Genomic DNA, 17,122 nt, shown 5'->3' with positions numbered 1-17,122 from the left:
CTCCATCTCCGCGACGGAGGCGTTTGGCTACGTCCTCAATGGCACTGCCAGTCGATGTCTCCCTCGAACACGTACATCACCCCCGAGTCGCCGAGGTTGATGCCGCACAGGCTCTCGTCAAATTGGAACACGAAGCGCGGATCGACCCCTGGCTCGCCGTCCTGCAGCCACAGCGGGCCGCCGCCGACGTATCCCGGCGAGCCGTAGACGATCCCGCGTACCCGCTTGGCCGGACCCGTGAGCTCCTCGCCGCCGAAGATCTGCGCCGGCACGTCGAACGCCTCGACCACCAGCGGCCGCGCGTCCGCGGTCGAACCCGGCGCGCCGCCCAGCTCCGCCTCGCTCGTCCACACCAGCGCGCCGTGGCGGTGCCGCTCACCGGTGTCGGGGTCGGGCAAGTAGAGCGACAGCGAACGCGCGCCCGGGCGACGCGCCGCCAGCTCGGGCAGCTGCGCCAGGTCGAGCGTGATGACGTGCGTCATCGGCTCCTTGCGATCGACCGGCGGCGTCACCACCCCGCGCGGCGCCCCGCCGATCCGCGCCACCGCGTCCGCCGAAGGCTCGCCCTGGCCGCGACGCAGGCGATAGATCCGGATCGTCTCTCCCGGCACGCTGGCCGCCAGCCGCCGCAGCTCCTGCTCCGGCGTCTCGATCGCCTTGCCGAGCCCCTCCTTTACCGCCGTGAACACCAGGTAGTCGAGCGAGCGATCGAGATCCTTCATCAGCGTGTTGGTGGCCGGCGCGTCGCCGATCGCCTGCAGCAACGGCGTCACGATCTCGGGCCCGAACTTGCGCAGGCGGTCGCCCAACCCGCCGGAACCGAGCTTCTGTTGCCTGGCCACCGCGTCCTTCAAGATCTCGGCCAGGAGTGCAGGCGGCATGTCGGTCCGCAGCAGCTTGAGCAGCCGCACCGGCTCCTCGGCGCAGCGCTCGCGGTTGGCCTCGATGACCTTGACCCACCGCGCCAGCGGCAGCTTGTCGAGCAGCGCCAGCACCGGGTCGACCTTGGGGCCGCCGTAGTCGAACCGGATCTGGTCGAGCTGCAGGTGCTGCTCGAGCGCCGGGTCCCACGTCTCGCCGCCTGCCGCCGCGCGGGCCAGGATGTAAAGGATCGCCTCGCCGAACATCGCCTTGATCTCGGGCGTCCTCGCCTGCGCCTGCGCCTGGACCACGAACGGCACCAGCGCCGGCGTGCAGAACCCGAGCAGCCCGGCGTCGGCCGCGTACTTGCCAGCGGCGAGGCGGGCGAACGCCTCCTCGACCAGCGCGCGGTCGAAGTGGACGTCGAGGAACGCGCTGACCTTGCCGAACCAGAACTCCTTGGCCAGCTGCCTGCGCAGGATCGCGTGCGTGCGCGCCGGCCCGAGGATCGCCATCACCCCGCGCAGCCGCGCGATCAGCTGCGGCTCGCTGTCGTAGACCTTGTCGAGGTCGATCACCGCGTCCACCTCGAGCGGGATCGCCTGCCCACTCGCGTGCGCGCGCTCGATGCCCACCGCCGTCAGCAGCGTCGCCAGCAACACTACCCGCTCCTCGTCGCCGCTCGCCTCCTCGATCTCCGGCTCCGCGTCCGCATCGACCTCGCCGCCGCCGCCGCCGCCGCCGTACTCGTCGTACTCGTCGCCGTCACCGGCGTAATCGTCGTCGCCGTCGTCGCCGTCGTCCGCGTCCTCATCGCCGGCGGACGGCTTCTGCGGCGGCTCCGGCCGCACCTGCGGCACCGTGATCTTGAACGCCGAAGTGCCCTCGGCGCGCAGCTTGAGCGCCGCCGCGAACAGGGCCGCCGGCGCATCGTCGCGGGCGTCGAGCACTTCCAGCAGCGAGCGCGGGTCCCACCAGCCGTCGCCGAACAGATAGATCACGTCCGCCAGCGTCGCCAGCCGCAGCCCGGCCACGCCGTTGCGGCCGATGTCGCCGGCGCGCGCGCGGAACTCGTTGACGCGCGGCAGGATCCACGCGTGCGCCTCCTCGGCCCACGACGAGCCGAACCGGGCGGCCAGCAGCTCCACCTGCGCCGTCGAATTCAGACGGAACTCGACCAGTCGCCCCTCGACGATCCACGGGCAGTCCCAGCCGGTCGCCAGACCGCGCACCAGGTGGGTCGTCACGAGGTGACGCAGGATCTTCACGCTCGACGCCGGCGGGATCGTCTCGCCGGCGCGGCCGCGGACGAAGTCGATCGCCAGCTGCATGTTCTCCGGCAGCTCGTCGCGCAGCGCCGTCACGGCCGCCGGGTCGGCCACGTACGCCGCGGTGATCAGCGTATCGACCTCCGTCGAGATTCCGGGCGTGTACGACGGCCAGGAGCGCCCCTGGCCCTTGTCGAGCGCGCCCATGTCGTCGGGCACGCGGCGCAGCACGGTGAGGATGTCGTCCGCCGGGATCCCGCGGGTGTTCTCGCTGAGCGTCCGGAACATGCCGACCGAGATCACCGAATGCAGCACGAGCCCGTGGCGGGCCAGGTGCCACAGCAGCGCGGTCGAGTCGCTGTCGCTCTTGCGCAGCAGGCTGTTGTGCTTGAACGCGTTGGCGTCGACGAGCTTGTCCAGCTTCTGCCCGAGCGAGCGCAGCTTCTTTTCGGTGAGGTCGTTGAAGTTGGGGATGGTCGACCTGGGGGGAGGCTTCTTCATCGCCGCCAGCGATACCAGAACGGGTACCCGCGCGCAGCACTGCACGGATCTGCTCCGTGCCCCCGATGCCCCGAACCACCCGGCGCCGCGGCTCAGCCGAACACGCGCTCGAACGCCCCCAGCGTGGCCCTGTCGCGGGTCCGGTCGTAGATCGCGAACACCACCCGGGCGAACGACTTCGCGTAGGTCGTGCGCAGCAGATCGGCGAACACCTGGGCGACCTCCTTCGGATCGTTGCGGAACACCCCGCAACCCCACGCCCCCAGGACCAGCGTGTGCTGCCCGTGACGCGCCAGCACCCGCAGCACCCGCTCGGCCCGACGCTGCAGCGCCGTCGAGACATCCTTGCGCCCGTTCGGCGCCCGGCGCAGGTGCTCGCCCGCGTTGGGAGCCGGCGCCGTGACGACGCCGACATGGAACGGCCGCTCCAGCAGGTCGAGCCGCTCGTCGCGGAAGAACGGGACCCCCGGCGACCAGATCACGTGGTCGGTGTAGAGCACCGACTCGTTGGCGCGGTTGACGTCGTAGTACTCGCGGGCCTCGAGCAAGCAGTGGTAGAGCGCCGAGCAGCGGGCGAGCTCCTCCTCCTGCGCCTTGGCGCCGCCGAGGAACCCGCCCCCGGGGTTGCGGGCCGAGGCGAAGTTGAGCGCCGCGACCTCGGCCACGCCCTCCTTCTCGACCAGCCGGCGCGCCGCCCCGCCGGTGGTGTCGGCCCACACCTCGATCTTCGGCCCCTGCCCGGCGCCGGCGGGGATCGGCAGATCGTCGAAGTCTTGCGGCCGATACAGCACCGTCCCTGCCTGCGCCGCCGCGACCGCCGCGGCGATCGACACCACCTGTCCCGAAGGACCGGTGTAACTGCCGCGCTCGACGATCGCCACCGTGTCCTTGGCCAGCCCTGCGAGTGACATGCCGCCGATCGTACGCCACCCCGTCGCCGCCGCCAGCACGCGATTGCGGTCGAATTGCCGGACACCGCGCGGCCGCCCCTTGCCCGCGCGGGCGCCCGCGAGGGATAGTTCCGCGCCTTGACCTGGCGCGCCCTCGTCCGCGAACCGCTCGTCCAATTCCTCGTCGCGGGGCTGGCCCTGTTCGCCCTGCACGCGCAAGTGCGCCCCGATCCGGACGCGGGCATGCGGGTCGACCGCGACCGCGTCGAGTCGACCCGGGCCGGGCTGACCGAGCGGCTCGCGCGAGCCCCCGACGACCGCGAGCTGGCCGCGGCCCTGCGCGACGCGCTCGACGACGAGCGCATGGCCCGCGAGGCCGTGCGCCTCGGCCTCGATCGTGACGACCCGATCGTGCGCCGGCGCCTGATCCAGAAGCTGCGCCTCGCCCACGAATCGACCGCCGACGTCGACTCCTTCGCCGACGCCGCCCTGCTGGCCCTGCGCGACGCCGAACCGGCCCGCTACTCCGCGCCTGCCCGGCTCGCGCTGACGCAGGTGCTCGCCGCGCGCGGGCGTCACCCCGATCCCGCGGCCGCCGCGGGCGAGCTGGTCCGCCTCCTCGAAGCCGGCGCCGATCCGGCCGCGCTCGGCGATCCGGGCCCGCACGCCCGCCGCTTCGGCCTGCGCCCCGCCAGCGACTACGCCGGCCTGTTCGGGCCCGAGTTCGCGGCTGCCCTCACGGACATGCCCGCAGGGACATGGTCGATCGTACAGTCTCCGCTCGGCGCCCACGCCGTCCGCGTCGACGCCCGCGCGCCCGCCGAGCTGCTGCCGCTCGCCGCCGCGCGCCCGCGGCTGGCCGCCGACCTGGCCGAGCGCCGCCGCGCCGAGGCCGTCGAGGCCGCGCTCGCCGAGCTGCGCCGCAGCGACCCCGCCGACCTGACCGACCTGCCGGCCGACCTCGCCGCGATGCTCGCGGAGCACGACCTGTGACCGCCGAAGTCATACCGGGCGCATCACATGTCCCTTCGGACATGGCGCTCGCCCGCCCGTCGCGGCTCGCAGGCACCGCTCCCGGAGGCCTACCTGTCCCTTCGGCCATCTCAACCTCCGCTCGGACCCGGTGCGCGGCGCCGCAGCCCGCGATCCCTGCGAAACTTTCTGAATTACCTGTCCTTTCGGCCACCTCGATCTCGCGTCCGACGCCGCCCGCGGCGGGCTCAAAAGCACTCGCCGCGATCATCGCCGCGCCGCTGCTGCTCCACGCCTCGGTTGCCCGCGCCCACGAGTTCCGCCCGGCCGTGCTCGTGCTCGAGCAGGCCGCCGACGGCCGCGTCCAGGGCCGCCTCGAGCTCCCGCCCGAGCCCGACCTCCAGGCCCTGCGCGTCGAGCTCCCGCCGCACTGTCGGCCCTCGCCCGCCCCGCCCGGCCGCCTGCGCGCCAACTGCGGTCCCGACGGCCTGCGCGGCGAGCTCGGCGTCACCGGCCTCGCGCGCGGCGAGCTGATCGTCCACCTGCGCCGCCCCGAGGCTGGCCTTCAGACCATGGTCCTCCGGCCAGGTCAAACCACCGCCCCGCTCGACCCGAGCCCCGGCCCGCCGCCCGGCTACCTCGCCCTCGGCGTCGAGCACATCCTCGGCGGCGCCGATCACCTGCTGTTCGTCGCCGGCCTCACGCTGCTCGTGCGCCCGGCGCTGCGGCTCGCTGGCGCCCTCACGGCCTTCACGGCGGCCCACAGCCTCACCCTCGCGCTCGCGGCGCTCGGCCTGCTCGCGCTGCCGCAGGCGCCCGTCGAGGCCTGCATCGCCGTCTCGCTGGTGCTGTTGGCCCGCGCCCTCGCCCTCGGCGAGAAGCCCTCGACCGGCGCCGCCTGGCGCCTCGCCGGCGCCTGCGGGCTGCTCCACGGCCTCGGCTTCGCCGGCGCGCTGGCCGAGATCGGCCTGCCGCAGGGGGCCGCCGTGCCGGCGCTGCTGGCCTTCAACGCCGGCGTCGAGCTCGGCCAGTTGCTGGTCGCCGCCGTCGTGCTCGCCCTCGCCGCCCTCGCCCGCGCCGGCCTCGCTCGCCTGCCGACCCGCGCGCGCGCCCCGCTGCGCGCCCTCCCGGCCCTCGCCCTCGGCGCCGTCGCCGTCGCCTGGACCATCGAGCGCGTCCTCGCCTTCTGGAGCCCCGCATGACCGGCCTGTCCCATCGAACCTGTTCTCTTCGCCCTGTCGTTTCGGCCATGTCTCTGACGACATGCCTGATGGGTCAGCTCGCCTGTCGCCCCGAGCCGGAGCCGTTCGTCGACCGCCGCGAGGCGTGCAGCGACCGCAACCCGCAGCGCAACCTCTACTTCGGCGATCTCCACGTCCACACCGCCTACTCGTTCGACGCCTGGATCAACGACGTGCGCACCGATCCGGCCGGCGCCTACCGGTTCGCCCGCGGCGAGCAGGTCGCCGGCATGAAGCTCGCGCGCCCGCTCGACTTCGCCGCCGTCACCGATCACGCCGAATACCTGGCCGAGGTCGAGGGCTGCACCACCCCGGGCTCGGCCGTCTACGACAGCGACCGCTGCCAGGACTTCCGCGCCGGCACCACCGCGGCGCTCGTCAACTTCGGCCTCGGCCTCGACGGCGACGACGCGACCCGCTGGGACGACCTGTGCGGCAAGGGCGGGCTCGACTGCGAGGCGCGGGCCGGGGCGGTGTGGAAGCGCGTGCAGGAGGCCGCCGAGGCCGCCTACGACCGCTCCGCCGCCTGCCGCTTCACCAGCTTCGTCGCCTACGAGTGGTCGGGCTCGCGCATGCTGTCGAACCTCCACCGCAACGTCATCTTCCGCTCGAGCCGCGTACCCGCGCTGCCGGTCACGCACTTCGAGGCGCCGACCGCCGGCGAGCTGTGGCAGCGGCTGCAGGGCGAGTGCCGCGAGGGCCGCGAGGGCTGCGACGTGCTGGCGATCCCGCACAACAGCAACTGGTCGAACGGCAACCTGTTCACGCCCGAGTTGCCCGCCGGCGCCGACGAGACCGAGCTCGCCGAGGTCCGCGCCGACCTCGAGCCGCTGCTCGAGATCTACCAGCACAAGGGCGACTCGGAGTGCTCGCGCGGGGTCGTCGGCCTCGGCCCGCCCGACGAGCTGTGCGACTTCGAGAAGCTGCGCGTGCTGCCGTTCGACGACTGCGGCGACGGCACCGGCAGCCAGGGCATGGTCGGCCGCGGCTGCGTGTCGCGCCTCGATTTCCTGCGCGGGATCCTGCTCGCCGGCCTCGGCGCCGAGCAGCGCCTCGGCGTCAACCCGTTCCGCCTCGGCGTCATCGCCAGCACCGACACCCACAACGGCACGCCCGGCAACGTCGAGGAGGCGACCTACCCCGGCCACTTCGGCGCCCGCGAGAGCGACCCCGTCACCCGCCTCACCGGCAACGTGCCCGCGGGCGCGCGCAACAGCCCCGGCGGCCTGGTCGCGGTGTGGGCCGAGGAGAACAGCCGCGAGTCGATCTGGGACGCGCTCCGCCGCCGCGAGGTCTACGGCACCAGCGGCCCGCGCATGGCCGTGCGGGTGTTCGGCGGCTGGGGCCTGCCCGAAGATCTGTGCGGCGCCGGCGACTTCGTCGCGGCCGCCGACGCTCGCGGCGTGCCGATGGGGGCGATCCTGCCTGAAAGGACAGGTACGTCGGGCCCGGTCATCGCCGTCAGCGCGCAGATGGACCCCGGCAGCGCCGGCGCGCCCGGGTCGCGGCTCGAGCGGATCCAGGTGATCAAGGGCTGGCAAGACGAGGACGGCGTCGGCCAGATCGCGGTGATCGACGTCGCCGGCGGACCCGACGGCTCGAGCGTCGACGAGGCCACCTGCGCCGCCGAGCAGCGCGGCGCGGCCCTCCTGTGCGGGGTCTGGCGCGACCCCGAATTCGACCCGGCGCGCCCCGCCTTTTATTACGTGCGCGTGATCGAGGACCCGGTGTGCCGCTGGAGCTGGCGCGACTGCCTCGGCCTCGCCGAGGACGCCCGCCCGCCCGCGTGCAGCGACCCGACCGTCCCGCGCACCATCCAGGAGCGCGCCTGGACCAGCCCGATCTGGTACTCGCCGGGCGCATGAGGCCGGAGCCGGTCGGGACGCACCGCACACCACAAGACCTCGAGGCCATGTCCTTCACGACATGCTCTTCGAGACATGCCCTCGGAGACATGCTCTCGCAGACAGCCGATCTGCCGCCTCACGCCTCGAGCCCGAGCACCGCGCGGCCGAGCTCGTGGGCCCCGCGCGTCGCGGCCAGGCTCGCCGGCGTCGCCAGCGAGCGAAACGCCCGCTCGTGGAAGCGCTCCTGCGGCAGGATGCGGGCGAACACCGCGCGGATGTCGGCCGGCGCCGTCGTATCGCCCGCGATCGCCTCGATCCGCGCCAGCCGCATCGCCTCGGCGTGGGCCCCCACGGCGCAGCCGGTCTCGAGGTCGTCGATGCCGGGCAGCGTCGCTCGCCAGTAGCGCGCCTCGGCCGGGCCGACCACCGCGGGCGCGTGGCCGCGGGCCTGCAGCAGCGCCCCGACCCACTCGGCGTGGTCGCGCTCCTGCCCGGCGATCGCCGTCAGCAGCCGGTAAGCCCGGCTGCCCGGGGTCGCGTGGGCGTCGCGCAGACGGGCGATCCGCTGCGCGGCGGTGACCTCGCCGCGGTACTGCGCGAACAGCCAGGCGAGCAGGCGCGCGGGGTCGGCCTTGGTCTCGGCCCACCAGGCGGCCGAGCTGCGAGGAGCGGCGGTGGCGTCGTGCATGCTGGAAGGGTGGCCCCGCGAGCTATCGGCGTCGTCTAGAATGCTTCGATATGTCATCGGTCGTGCCGATACTCGACGGTGAGCTGCTGCGCGCGTTCGTGGCCTTCGCCGACGCCCTCAACCTCACCCGCGCGGCCAAGGTGGTCGGCCTGTCGCAGCCGGCCCTGTTCGAGCGGATCGCCCGCCTCGCGCAGGAGGTCGGCGCGGCGCTGTACGAGCGCGAGGGCCGTCAGTTGCGGCTCACCGACGCCGGCGTGCGGGTGGCCGCGTTCGCCCGCGAGGAGCTGGCGCGTACCCGGAGCTTCCTCGCCGAGCTGCGCGGCGAGGCCCGGCGCGAGCGCGTCGTCCTGGCCGCCGGCGAGGGCGCGTACCTCTACCTGCTCGGCCCGAGCCTGCGGGCCTTCGCGCGCGACGAGCCCGACGCCACGCTGTGCCCGATCACCCGCGGCGGGCCCGACGCCGCCGAGGCCGTGCGTGAGGGCGCGGCTCACCTGGCAGTGGGTGTCGTCGACCTCGTGCCCGAGGAGTTGGTCGCCCGCGATCTCCTGCGCACCCCGCTGTGCGTGGCGATGGCCGCCAGTCACCGCCTGGCCCGGCGTCGTCGCGTGCGCCTGGCCGACCTCGCGGGGGAGCGGCTGATCCTCGCCCCCGCGGGCCAGTCGCACCGCGCGTTCGTCGGCCGCGCGCTGGCCGGCCTGGCAGACGTCGGCGCGCCGCCGATCGAGGCCGACGGCTGGCCGCTGATGCTGCACCTCGCCGGCCTCGGCCTCGGCGTCGCCATCGTCAACGGCAGCTGCAGCCTGCCTCGCGGCGCCGTCGCGCGCCCGGTGCCCGAGCTCGGCCACGTGACGTACCGCCTGATGTGGCGGCGCGGCGCCAGCTTGCCGCCCGCGGCCTCGCGCCTGCGCGAGCGGCTCGTCGCCCTCGACGTGCGCAGCGCGAGAGCGCCGTGACCCGCGTCGCCCCACGCTACACTGCGGCCGATGACCGAACTCGCTGCGAGCACCTCCCGCGACGTCGACGTGGTGATCGTCGGCGCCGGCTTCTCCGGCCTGTGCATGGCTATCCAGCTGCGCCGCGTCGGCGTCACCGATTTCGTCGTGCTCGAGAAGGCCACGAGCGTCGGCGGCACCTGGCGCGACAACACCTATCCCGGGGCCGCCTGCGACATCCCCTCGCACCTCTACTCGTTCTCGTTCGAGCAGAACCCGGCGTGGACCCGCGCCTTCCCGCTGCAGGCGGAGATCCAGGCCTACCTCGAGCGCTGCGCCGACAAGTACGACGTCCGCCGCCACATCCGCTTCGGCGCCGAGGTCGAGCACGCCGCGTTCGACCGCGCCGCCGGCCGCTGGCGCGTGCGCACCAAAGCAGGCGAGCAGTACAGCGCCCGCGCCCTCGTGCTCGGCAACGGAGCCCTCCACCTGCCCGCTTACCCCGAGCTGCCGGGGCTCGACAGCTTCGCCGGCAAGACCTTCCACTCGGCCCGCTGGGACCACGGCTACGACATGTCTCAAAAGACAGTCGCCGTCATCGGCACCGGCGCCAGCGCGATCCAGTTCGTGCCGCAGATCGCCCCGAAGGTGCAGCGGCTGCACCTGTTCCAGCGCACCCCCGCGTGGATCGTGCCCAAGCCCGACCACCCGATCGGCCCGCTGGCGCGCCGCGTCTACGCCCGCGCGCCGGCCCTGCAGCGGCTGGTGCGGAGCGGCCTCTACTGGCAGCACGAGGCGCGCGCGCTGGCCTTCATGCGGCCCGCGATCATGCGCCTGGTCGAGCCGCTGGCGCGCCGGCACCTCGCGCGCCAGATCGCCGATCCGGCCCTGCGCGCCCGCCTGCGGCCCGACTACCGCATGGGCTGCAAGCGCGTCCTGATCTCCGACGATTTCTACCCGGCGCTGACGCGGCCCAACGTCGAGCTGGTGACCGATGCGATCGAGCGCATCGAGCCGACCGGCGTGCGCACCAGCGACGGCGTGCTGCGCGAGGTCGACGCCATCGTCCTCGGCACTGGCTTCCGTGCCACCGATTATCTCTCGGCCATCACAATCGTCGGCGCCGACGGCCACGAGCTCAACGCCCACTGGCGCGGCAAGCCCGAGACCTACCTCGGGATCACCGTCGCGGGCTTCCCCAACCTCTACCTGCTCATGGGCCCCGGCACCGGTCTCGGCCACAACTCGATGATCTTCATGATCGAGGCCCAGGTCCGCTACGCGCTGCAGTGCATCCTGGCGCTCCGCGACCGCGGCCTGCGGACCCTCGACGTCCGCCCCGAGGTCCAGAGTGCCTTCGCCAGCGAGCTCTACGAGCAGCTCGGCCGCACGGTGTGGTCTTCGGGCTGCAAGAGCTGGTATCAGACCGCCGATGGTCGGGCCGCCGCGCTGTGGCCTGGCTTTACGGTCAGCTACTGGCTCCGCACCCGTCAGCTCGACCTGCGCGACTACCAGGCCGTCGCCTGACTCGGCGTTGCGCGCGCCGAACGATCGGCTACGGTGGGGCATGCAGCTCCACCGCGGTCGCCTCATCGATCACATCCAGCTCGTCGTCACCGACCTCCCCGCGGCCAAGCGCTTCTACGCCGCGGTGCTCGGCGCTCTCGGCGTCCCGCGCGGGGGCGAGGCCGACGACCACGTGTGGTACGACGAGCTCTTCATCTCCACCGCCGAGAGCAAGGCGGCCCAGGGTCAGACCACCGGGCGGGTCCACCTGGCCTTCCAGGCCCCCGATCGTGGCGCCGTCGAACGCTTCCACACCGCCGGCCTGGCCGCGGGCGGCCGCGACAACGGGGCCCCCGGCGAGCGCCCGTATCACCCCGGCTACTACGCCGCGTTCCTGCTCGACCCCGCCGGCAACAACGTCGAGGCGGTGTTCCACGGCCCGGCCAAGGTCTCGGCCCGCTCCGTCGTCATCGATTTCTGAGGCTGACCGCACGGACATGTCGCCGAGGACATGTCCTTACGAACAGCGCCTCGAGAGCATGCCCTTACGGACATGCCCTCGAGGTCAGGCGCGAGAAAACAGCCTCACGCCCGCCGCCGGCGCCGCTGCGCCAGCAGCCCCAGCCCCACGAGCGCCAGCATCCCGGCGCCCGGGGTCCCGTCGCTGCGGCAGCCGCAGCCGCTGCTGTCGTTCTGTCCCCCGCCGGTGGCAGAGTCGGGCCCGCCGCTCGAGCCCGAGCCCGAGCTGTCGGTGTCCGTGTCGCTGGCGCTGGTCGTCGGAGCGTCGGGGAAGCGCGGCCAGCCGTGGGCCAGGTTCCACTCCTCGATCTTCTTGTTGATCGCCGCGGTGTTGTTGACGAGGTGCATCGGCTTGCCCTTGAGGGCGACCTGCTGGACCTCCTCGGCCCACCACATCTCGCCGATGAACTCCGGCCACGGCCCGCCGTTCGGCACGAAGATCTCGCGCTCGTCGGGCAGCGTCACCACGCTGTTGCCGTCGCACAGGTTGTACTCGGTCGCCGAGCGGAAGCTCGCCACGTCGGGCAAGTCCGGGTTGATGTGGAAGATCGGGTCCGCGATCATCTCGTTGGGCGAGATCACCGTGTACATGCGCGTCAGGTACGGATACGTGTCGATCAGCTCCTGCGCGTGCTCGCCCGGCGCGATGATCCGGCTGTCGAGCGCCTGCGCGAACGCGCTGCCGTCGCCCCACGCCATCGCGTCGATCTGGTCGACGTAGGCGGGCAGGTTCCAGTAGAACTCCTCCGCCGTCAGGCCGTCGGGCACCGGCAGGAAATCGTTCAGCAGGCTCTCGACCAGCGGGTGGTTGTAGAAGCAGAACTCGGGGTCGAAGCACTGCGTCAGCCCCTGCTCGTTCAGCACCTGGACCACCTGCTCGGGCGGGATGCCGATGAACGCCGCCTCGTTCCACGACGTGCTGTAGAAGTTGAACGCGAACGGCTGGACCACGCTCGACGCCCCGGCGAACTCGGTCACGAACGCCAGCCCGTCGGCCTCGAGGTCGTCGACCGCCTTGGTGATGACCTCCTTGTAGTTGGTCGCGAACGACAGCCAGTCGATCTTCAGCGGGTTGACGAGGACGTGGCGGTAGTTGGTCGGCGCCGCCCGCTTGTCGCCGAGCACGAACACACGGATGTCCATGTTCTCGATCGACGCGAACCGCGTCAGCCGCAGCGGGAAGCAGTTCTCGTTCGACGGGTAGCGCAGCACGATCGGGTGCACGTCACCGCCGTCGGACCCGGCCGCCAGCTTGAGCGCGACGATCACCTGGCCCTCGTCGAGGTACTGCTGCAGCACCGTCTCCGAGCCGTCGATCCACTGGTAGTCGTTGTCGATCAGCCAGTCCTTGATCGGCCCGATCTGCTTGTCCTGCAGGACCACGATCTCGAACGCGCCGGCGGTGGTCTTGAACAGCACCGGGTCCTCGCCGGCGCTCTCGTTGCCGTCGGTGCCGGTCCCGTTGCTGTCGCTGCTGAGGCCCGGGTCGCCGCTGCCGCCGGTCGTGAACCCGCCGGAGAGGCCGCTCTCGCCGCAGACCTCGAAGGTCTGCTGGACCTGGTAGGTCGGCACCGACGAGTTCAGCAGCGCGTCGAACAGGGGCTGCGAGCCGACCTCGAACTCGGGGATCTGGGCGATCGGGATCAGCCACGCGAACTTCTGCGCGTTGGTGTTGGGATCGATGCTGATCTGGATGTGGACCTCGACCTCGTTCTGGTCGAGCACGAACAGCACGTTCTCGCCGTCCTGGTTGACGGGCATCGAGTTCGGCAGCCCGCCGTCGCAGAACACGCCGCCGCAGGCCTCGGCCGTCTGCGGCATCGCCAGGGTCCAGCCCGCGCCGAGCCCGATGCCAAGGGTCAGGGCCCGACTCCACGCACACTTCAATTTAAGCGCTCGCATCACGTTGACTCCCGGTGGGACGATCGCGGAGAAGCCCCTCGGAGAGCGCCCCACGCCGTCGTGACAGGCTGAACGAGTTCGCGGCGCAGCACCATCGCCAGGCGTCGGCCGCTCGCTCACGACATCCGTGGCGAACGATGTTCACTCGCTCTCGCTCGTGCCCACGAAGACCGACGACGCGCACCCCGGCTCGCCGGCATGCGCGTCGTGTCTCGGCTCCAGGTCGGAGCCGTCGGGGGCGGCTCAGTTCTGGCGCTGGCGCGGCGGCGGCAGGCTGTCGAGGATGCGCTTGAACTCCGGGTGGTCCGGGATCATCTGCAGCGCCGCGGTGCAGACCTGGCGCGCCTCGTCGAACATGTTGGCGTCGCGCATCGCCGAGGCGAGGTTGACGACCGGCTCGATCTCGCGCGGGTTGATCGCCACGACCGCGCGCAGGTGCTCCACGGCCTCGCGCGCGCGGCCCTGCTTGCGCAGGATCGCCGACATGAGGTTGCGGATCTCGGCGTCGTTCGGGCGCAGGCGGACGGCGTCGTTGAGGTGCGACAGCGCCGAGGCGTCGCCCTCGCTGTCGCGCACCGCCAGGGCCAGCATCAGGTGCGGCTGCCAGTAGCGCGGGTCACGGCCGATCATCTCGCGCAGGAACTTGGCCGCGGCGAGGTGCTTCTGCGGGTCGCCGCTGCGCACGTAGTCGATGGCCTGGTCGTAGCGGTCCTCGAAGCCCTCGACGTCGAGGGTGAGGATCGCCCGGCGCGCGAACGCGTCGTCGTCGAGGCTGCGGCGCTGCAGCTTGAGGATCGAATCGAGGTACGGGCGCGCGCGGGCCGGCTCGTCGCCCTCGAGGTACATGCTGGCGACGTAGCGCAGCACGGTCGCGTTCTCGGCGTGCTTCTCGGCGGCGCGCAGCATCAGCAGCGTCGCCTTCTCGAGCTTCTCCTCCTCGTGGAGGTCGAGCAGGATGTCGAGCGCGCTCTTGTGCAGCGTGGGCTGCTCGATGGCCTGGGCCAGCAGCGCGAGCGCCTCGTCGCGGTCCTCCTGGACCTTCTTCGGGTCGTCCTCGGTGGTCTCCCACAGCACGTTGGCGAGGTCGCCGTAGGCGCTGGGGACCTTGCCCTCCTCGACCGCGCGGCGGAGGAACGGCTCGGCCTCGTCGAACTGATCGTTCTCGATCAGGAGGCTGCCGAGCTGGGCCATCAACAGGACGCCCTCGTTGCCGTTCTCGACCGCGAACTGGGCCACCTTGAGCGCGTTCTCGAGGTCGCCGGCGGCCCGCAGGGTGTCGACGAAGCCGGCCGCGACCGCGGCGTTCTGCGGCCCGAGGTTGATCGCCTGCTGGAACGCCTGGACCGCCGAGCCGAGGTCGCCGACGCGGCGCAGGACCAGCGCGAGGTGGTGCCACGCGCCTTGATCGTTCTTGCGCTTCTGCGCCGCGATCGACAGCGCCTGCACCGACAGCGGGATGGCGGCCTGGTCGGGCTGGCCGGCGATGAGGATGTCGGTCATCGCGTGCAGCGCCTGCATGGTCACGTCCATCTCCGGCGCGCGGCCGAGGGCGTCCATCAGCGGCGACAGCAGCTGGTCCGAGGTCGTCGGCACGCAGCGGCCCTGGAGCGCGCTGAGGTTGCCGAGGCCGACCAGGAACGAGATGATCGCCTGCACGTTTTCGGTGCCGAACGCCTCCTGCCAGGTCTTCTTCTCGACCTGCTTGCCGAGCGCGGCGGCGATCTTCTGCGTCAGCACGAACACCTCGCCGGGCAGCTGCTCGGCGGTGGTCTCGGCGACGAAGGTGTCGACGGTCTCGAGCGCGGGCCCCGGCCTGATGGCGACCAGGCGGGCCGTCAGCGTGACCTTCTCTTCCTGCGCGAACATGTCGGTCGCCAGGCCGAACTTGGCGTTGGCGAACCGGTTGATGCCCTCGAGCGCGCGCTCGTCGGTCCACGGCTCGCGGAAGATCATCAGCGCCGGCGCGCGGCGGCCCTCCTGCTCCTGGATCGCGGTGAATACCGGCGCGGCGGCCCGGACCCCGGCTTCGGCCAGCTCCTGGGCCCAGAAGCGCTGGATGCCCATGCCGAGCGGCGCGCCCTTGCCCTCGTTGGTGCACGAGACCGGCAGCGTGACGAGCTCGATCGCCTGGGCCGCCTCCTGGATCTCCTCTTCGGAGGCCGCGACCTCGTCCTCGTCGCCGTCGTCGAACATCAGCTCGCCGGGCTCGAGGGCGGCTTCGGTGTCGTCGTAATCAGGGTCTTTGGGGTCGCCGGACATGAGGCGCGAAGCCTGCCAAACCCGCATCGGGCGCGCAAGGCTGGTACCCTGGGGGTGGTGGCCGCGGCGACACCAGGCGGGGGAGTGAAGTCACAAGCGACGCCCCCGCGCCCGCCCGCGGGCCTTCGCGCTCGCGCGGGCGCGGCGATCCTGACCGTCCTGACCGTCGTTGGCCTCGTCGCGTGCGGCCCGCCCACGGTCGACGCGCGCGCGGTGTGGATCGCGTCGCAGCGCGGCAAGGAGGGGGCCCGGACCCTGACGATCTACGACGCCGGCGACCTCGCCTTCCGCGAGCTCTTGCCCGCCGAACCGGGCCCCGAGGCCGACGCGCAGCCCCTCGTGGTCGAGCTCGATCCGCGCGGTCAGGGCGCCCTTATCCGCGCCGGCGACGGCGGCTGGCAACATGAACTCGGGGACAGCTTCGGCACGCTGCGCGCCGGCTTCGTCGACCTCGTCGGCGCGCGCACCCTGCCGCTCGCCCTGCCCGCCCGCCTGGCCCCTGACGCCACCGGCTTCGCCCCCGCCGGCGGCGCGCTGTGGTGGACCGCCGGCTGCCCGGCCGCGCTGCAGCTGGTGCCGCTGTCGCCCCGGGTCGCCACCACCAGCGCCGGCGATCCGGCCGCGATCGTGCCGCTCGCGTGGCCGCTGCCGGCCGGCTGCGCCGAGGTCTGGGGGGTCGTGGGCGCCGCCGACGCCCCGGTGCTGTTCGCCGTGCAAGGTGTCCCCGAGGACGGGTTCTTACGGCCAGGTCCCAAAGGACATGTCCTTGCAATCAGGTACCCGAGGCCAGCCGAGGGCTACGACGCCGCGCCCGCGTTGACCGAGCTGGGCGCGGCCCGCCTGCCCGACGCCCCGCTCGCGCGGCTGCAGCGGGCCCGCTGCGCCGGCCCGGGCCCGAGCTGCGGCCTCGGCGTGGTCGACCCCGACGGCGGCGCGCTGAGCCTGGGCGGCGCCGACGGCCTCTGCCGCGTGTGGCGCTGGGCCGTCGACGAGCCCGGGGTCGCCTGCGCGGTCCCGGGCGACGCCCCCGCGTGGGCCGACCCTTCGCGCCTGGTCGCCGCCGTCTCGCCCCGCCACTACGTGTTCCGTGACGGCCTGGCGATCCGCCGCTACGACCACACGACCGGCGAGCACGACGGCCGGCCGCTGATCGGCGACACCGGCGAGCTGTTCACCCGCGTCAGCGCCGACGGCCGCGCGCTGCTGTTCGTGACGGTCCGCGGGGCCGCGCTGCGCGTCGACGCCGACCGGCTCGAGCTGCTGAGCGCGGAGCAGAGCCCATGCGTCGGCGGCCAGCCGCCGGTGGCCTCGCCGAACGCCCGCTTCGTCGCCTGGACGTGCGCCAGCGACACGCAGGACGTCGGCGGGGTGACGGCGGGGGAGATCGTCCGCGTGTCGTCGGCGGGCATGGAGCGGTTCCAGGGCGTGCCGATGTGGGCGCTGGCGATCGACGACGACGGCGACCTGCTGCTCCACAGCCGCGACGACCAGGGCTTCAGCGTCGAGCTGCTGCTGCCGCCGTCGGCCCCGCGCAACCTGTACGTGCTCTCGGTGACCGGCGAGCTGGCGCGCATCGACGCGCTCGAGCCCGACCCCGAGCTGATGCGCGGCACCGGGCCCGGCGTGTTCCGCTGGATCGCCGCGCAGGCGCTCTGACCCGAGCCGGGCGCACGAAGGGACATGACCTCGCGGCCATGTCTCTTCGGACATCCAATGCGAAGCACATGCACGAAGGG

Annotated in this window: 12 protein-coding genes; 7 read left to right on the top strand and 5 right to left on the bottom strand. The window is 72.8% G+C overall.

The genetic code is table 11. The annotated features are described in order from the left end of the window. Window positions 1-35 precede the first annotated feature (35 nt). Together POL25_RS39690 and POL25_RS39685 are read right to left on the bottom strand one after the other, a co-directional pair. Window positions 36-2,630, bottom strand: coding sequence for a hypothetical protein (locus POL25_RS39690; RefSeq protein ID WP_272091615.1), 2,595 nt, complete (start codon window positions 2,628-2,630; stop codon window positions 36-38). A 92-nt stretch (window positions 2,631-2,722) separates the two neighbouring features. Next, the gene (locus tag POL25_RS39685) at window positions 2,723-3,541 is read right to left on the bottom strand and encodes a TIGR02452 family protein (protein ID WP_272091614.1); all 819 of its coding nucleotides are present in this window, start codon (window positions 3,539-3,541) and stop codon (window positions 2,723-2,725) included. Window positions 3,542-3,658: 117 nt separating this feature from the next. On the opposite strand from POL25_RS39685, the gene POL25_RS39680 reads away from it, so the two are divergent. From POL25_RS39680 to POL25_RS39670, 3 genes are all read left to right on the top strand, one after another. After that, the gene (locus POL25_RS39680) at window positions 3,659-4,513 is read left to right on the top strand and encodes a peptidylprolyl isomerase (protein WP_272091613.1); all 855 of its coding nucleotides are present in this window, start codon (window positions 3,659-3,661) and stop codon (window positions 4,511-4,513) included. A gap of 308 nt (window positions 4,514-4,821) precedes the next feature. Continuing rightward, window positions 4,822-5,694 (top strand): HupE/UreJ family protein, encoded by an 873-nt coding sequence (locus POL25_RS39675; protein WP_272091612.1) that lies wholly within the window; start codon window positions 4,822-4,824, stop codon window positions 5,692-5,694. A 47-nt stretch (window positions 5,695-5,741) separates the two neighbouring features. After that, a complete protein-coding gene (locus POL25_RS39670) occupies window positions 5,742-7,598 on the top strand; it encodes a DUF3604 domain-containing protein (protein ID WP_272091611.1) in 1,857 nt (618 codons plus the stop codon). A 118-nt stretch (window positions 7,599-7,716) separates the two neighbouring features. On the opposite strand, the gene POL25_RS39665 is transcribed toward POL25_RS39670, so the two are convergent. Then, window positions 7,717-8,268, bottom strand: a complete 552-nt coding sequence (locus POL25_RS39665) for a ferritin-like domain-containing protein (protein WP_272091610.1) — start codon at window positions 8,266-8,268, stop codon at window positions 7,717-7,719. Between the two features lie 62 nt (window positions 8,269-8,330). On the opposite strand from POL25_RS39665, the gene POL25_RS39660 reads away from it, so the two are divergent. Genes POL25_RS39660 through POL25_RS39650 form a run of 3 tightly spaced genes read left to right on the top strand, consistent with a single transcriptional unit; the run spans window position 8,331 to window position 11,187 of the window. Next, the gene (locus POL25_RS39660; protein WP_272091609.1) at window positions 8,331-9,221 is read left to right on the top strand and encodes a LysR family transcriptional regulator; all 891 of its coding nucleotides are present in this window, start codon (window positions 8,331-8,333) and stop codon (window positions 9,219-9,221) included. A 30-nt stretch (window positions 9,222-9,251) separates the two neighbouring features. Next, window positions 9,252-10,727 (top strand): flavin-containing monooxygenase, encoded by a 1,476-nt coding sequence (locus POL25_RS39655; RefSeq protein ID WP_272091608.1) that lies wholly within the window; start codon window positions 9,252-9,254, stop codon window positions 10,725-10,727. Between the two features lie 40 nt (window positions 10,728-10,767). Then, window positions 10,768-11,187: a VOC family protein gene (locus POL25_RS39650; RefSeq protein WP_272091607.1), complete on the top strand. Its 420-nt coding sequence runs from the start codon at window positions 10,768-10,770 to the stop codon at window positions 11,185-11,187. A gap of 104 nt (window positions 11,188-11,291) precedes the next feature. Here the strand turns inward: POL25_RS39650 and POL25_RS39645 are convergent, their stop codons facing one another. Beyond that, on the bottom strand, window positions 11,292-13,127 hold the full coding sequence (locus POL25_RS39645) for a DUF2330 domain-containing protein (protein WP_272091606.1): 1,836 nt from the start codon (window positions 13,125-13,127) through the stop codon (window positions 11,292-11,294). 243 nt (window positions 13,128-13,370) lie between these two features. Then, the gene (locus POL25_RS39640) at window positions 13,371-15,386 is read right to left on the bottom strand and encodes a tetratricopeptide repeat protein (RefSeq protein ID WP_272091605.1); all 2,016 of its coding nucleotides are present in this window, start codon (window positions 15,384-15,386) and stop codon (window positions 13,371-13,373) included. Between the two features lie 84 nt (window positions 15,387-15,470). On the opposite strand from POL25_RS39640, the gene POL25_RS39635 reads away from it, so the two are divergent. Next, the gene (locus POL25_RS39635; protein ID WP_272091604.1) at window positions 15,471-17,042 is read left to right on the top strand and encodes a hypothetical protein; all 1,572 of its coding nucleotides are present in this window, start codon (window positions 15,471-15,473) and stop codon (window positions 17,040-17,042) included. Window positions 17,043-17,122 lie beyond the last annotated feature (80 nt).

This window comes from Nannocystis bainbridge (assembly GCF_028368995.1).
In the GTDB taxonomy this organism is placed as follows: Bacteria; Myxococcota_A; Polyangia; order Nannocystales; family Nannocystaceae; genus Nannocystis; species Nannocystis bainbridge.
Note: the sequence above shows the minus strand (reverse complement) of the source record. Positions and strands in the feature narration are given on the sequence as shown.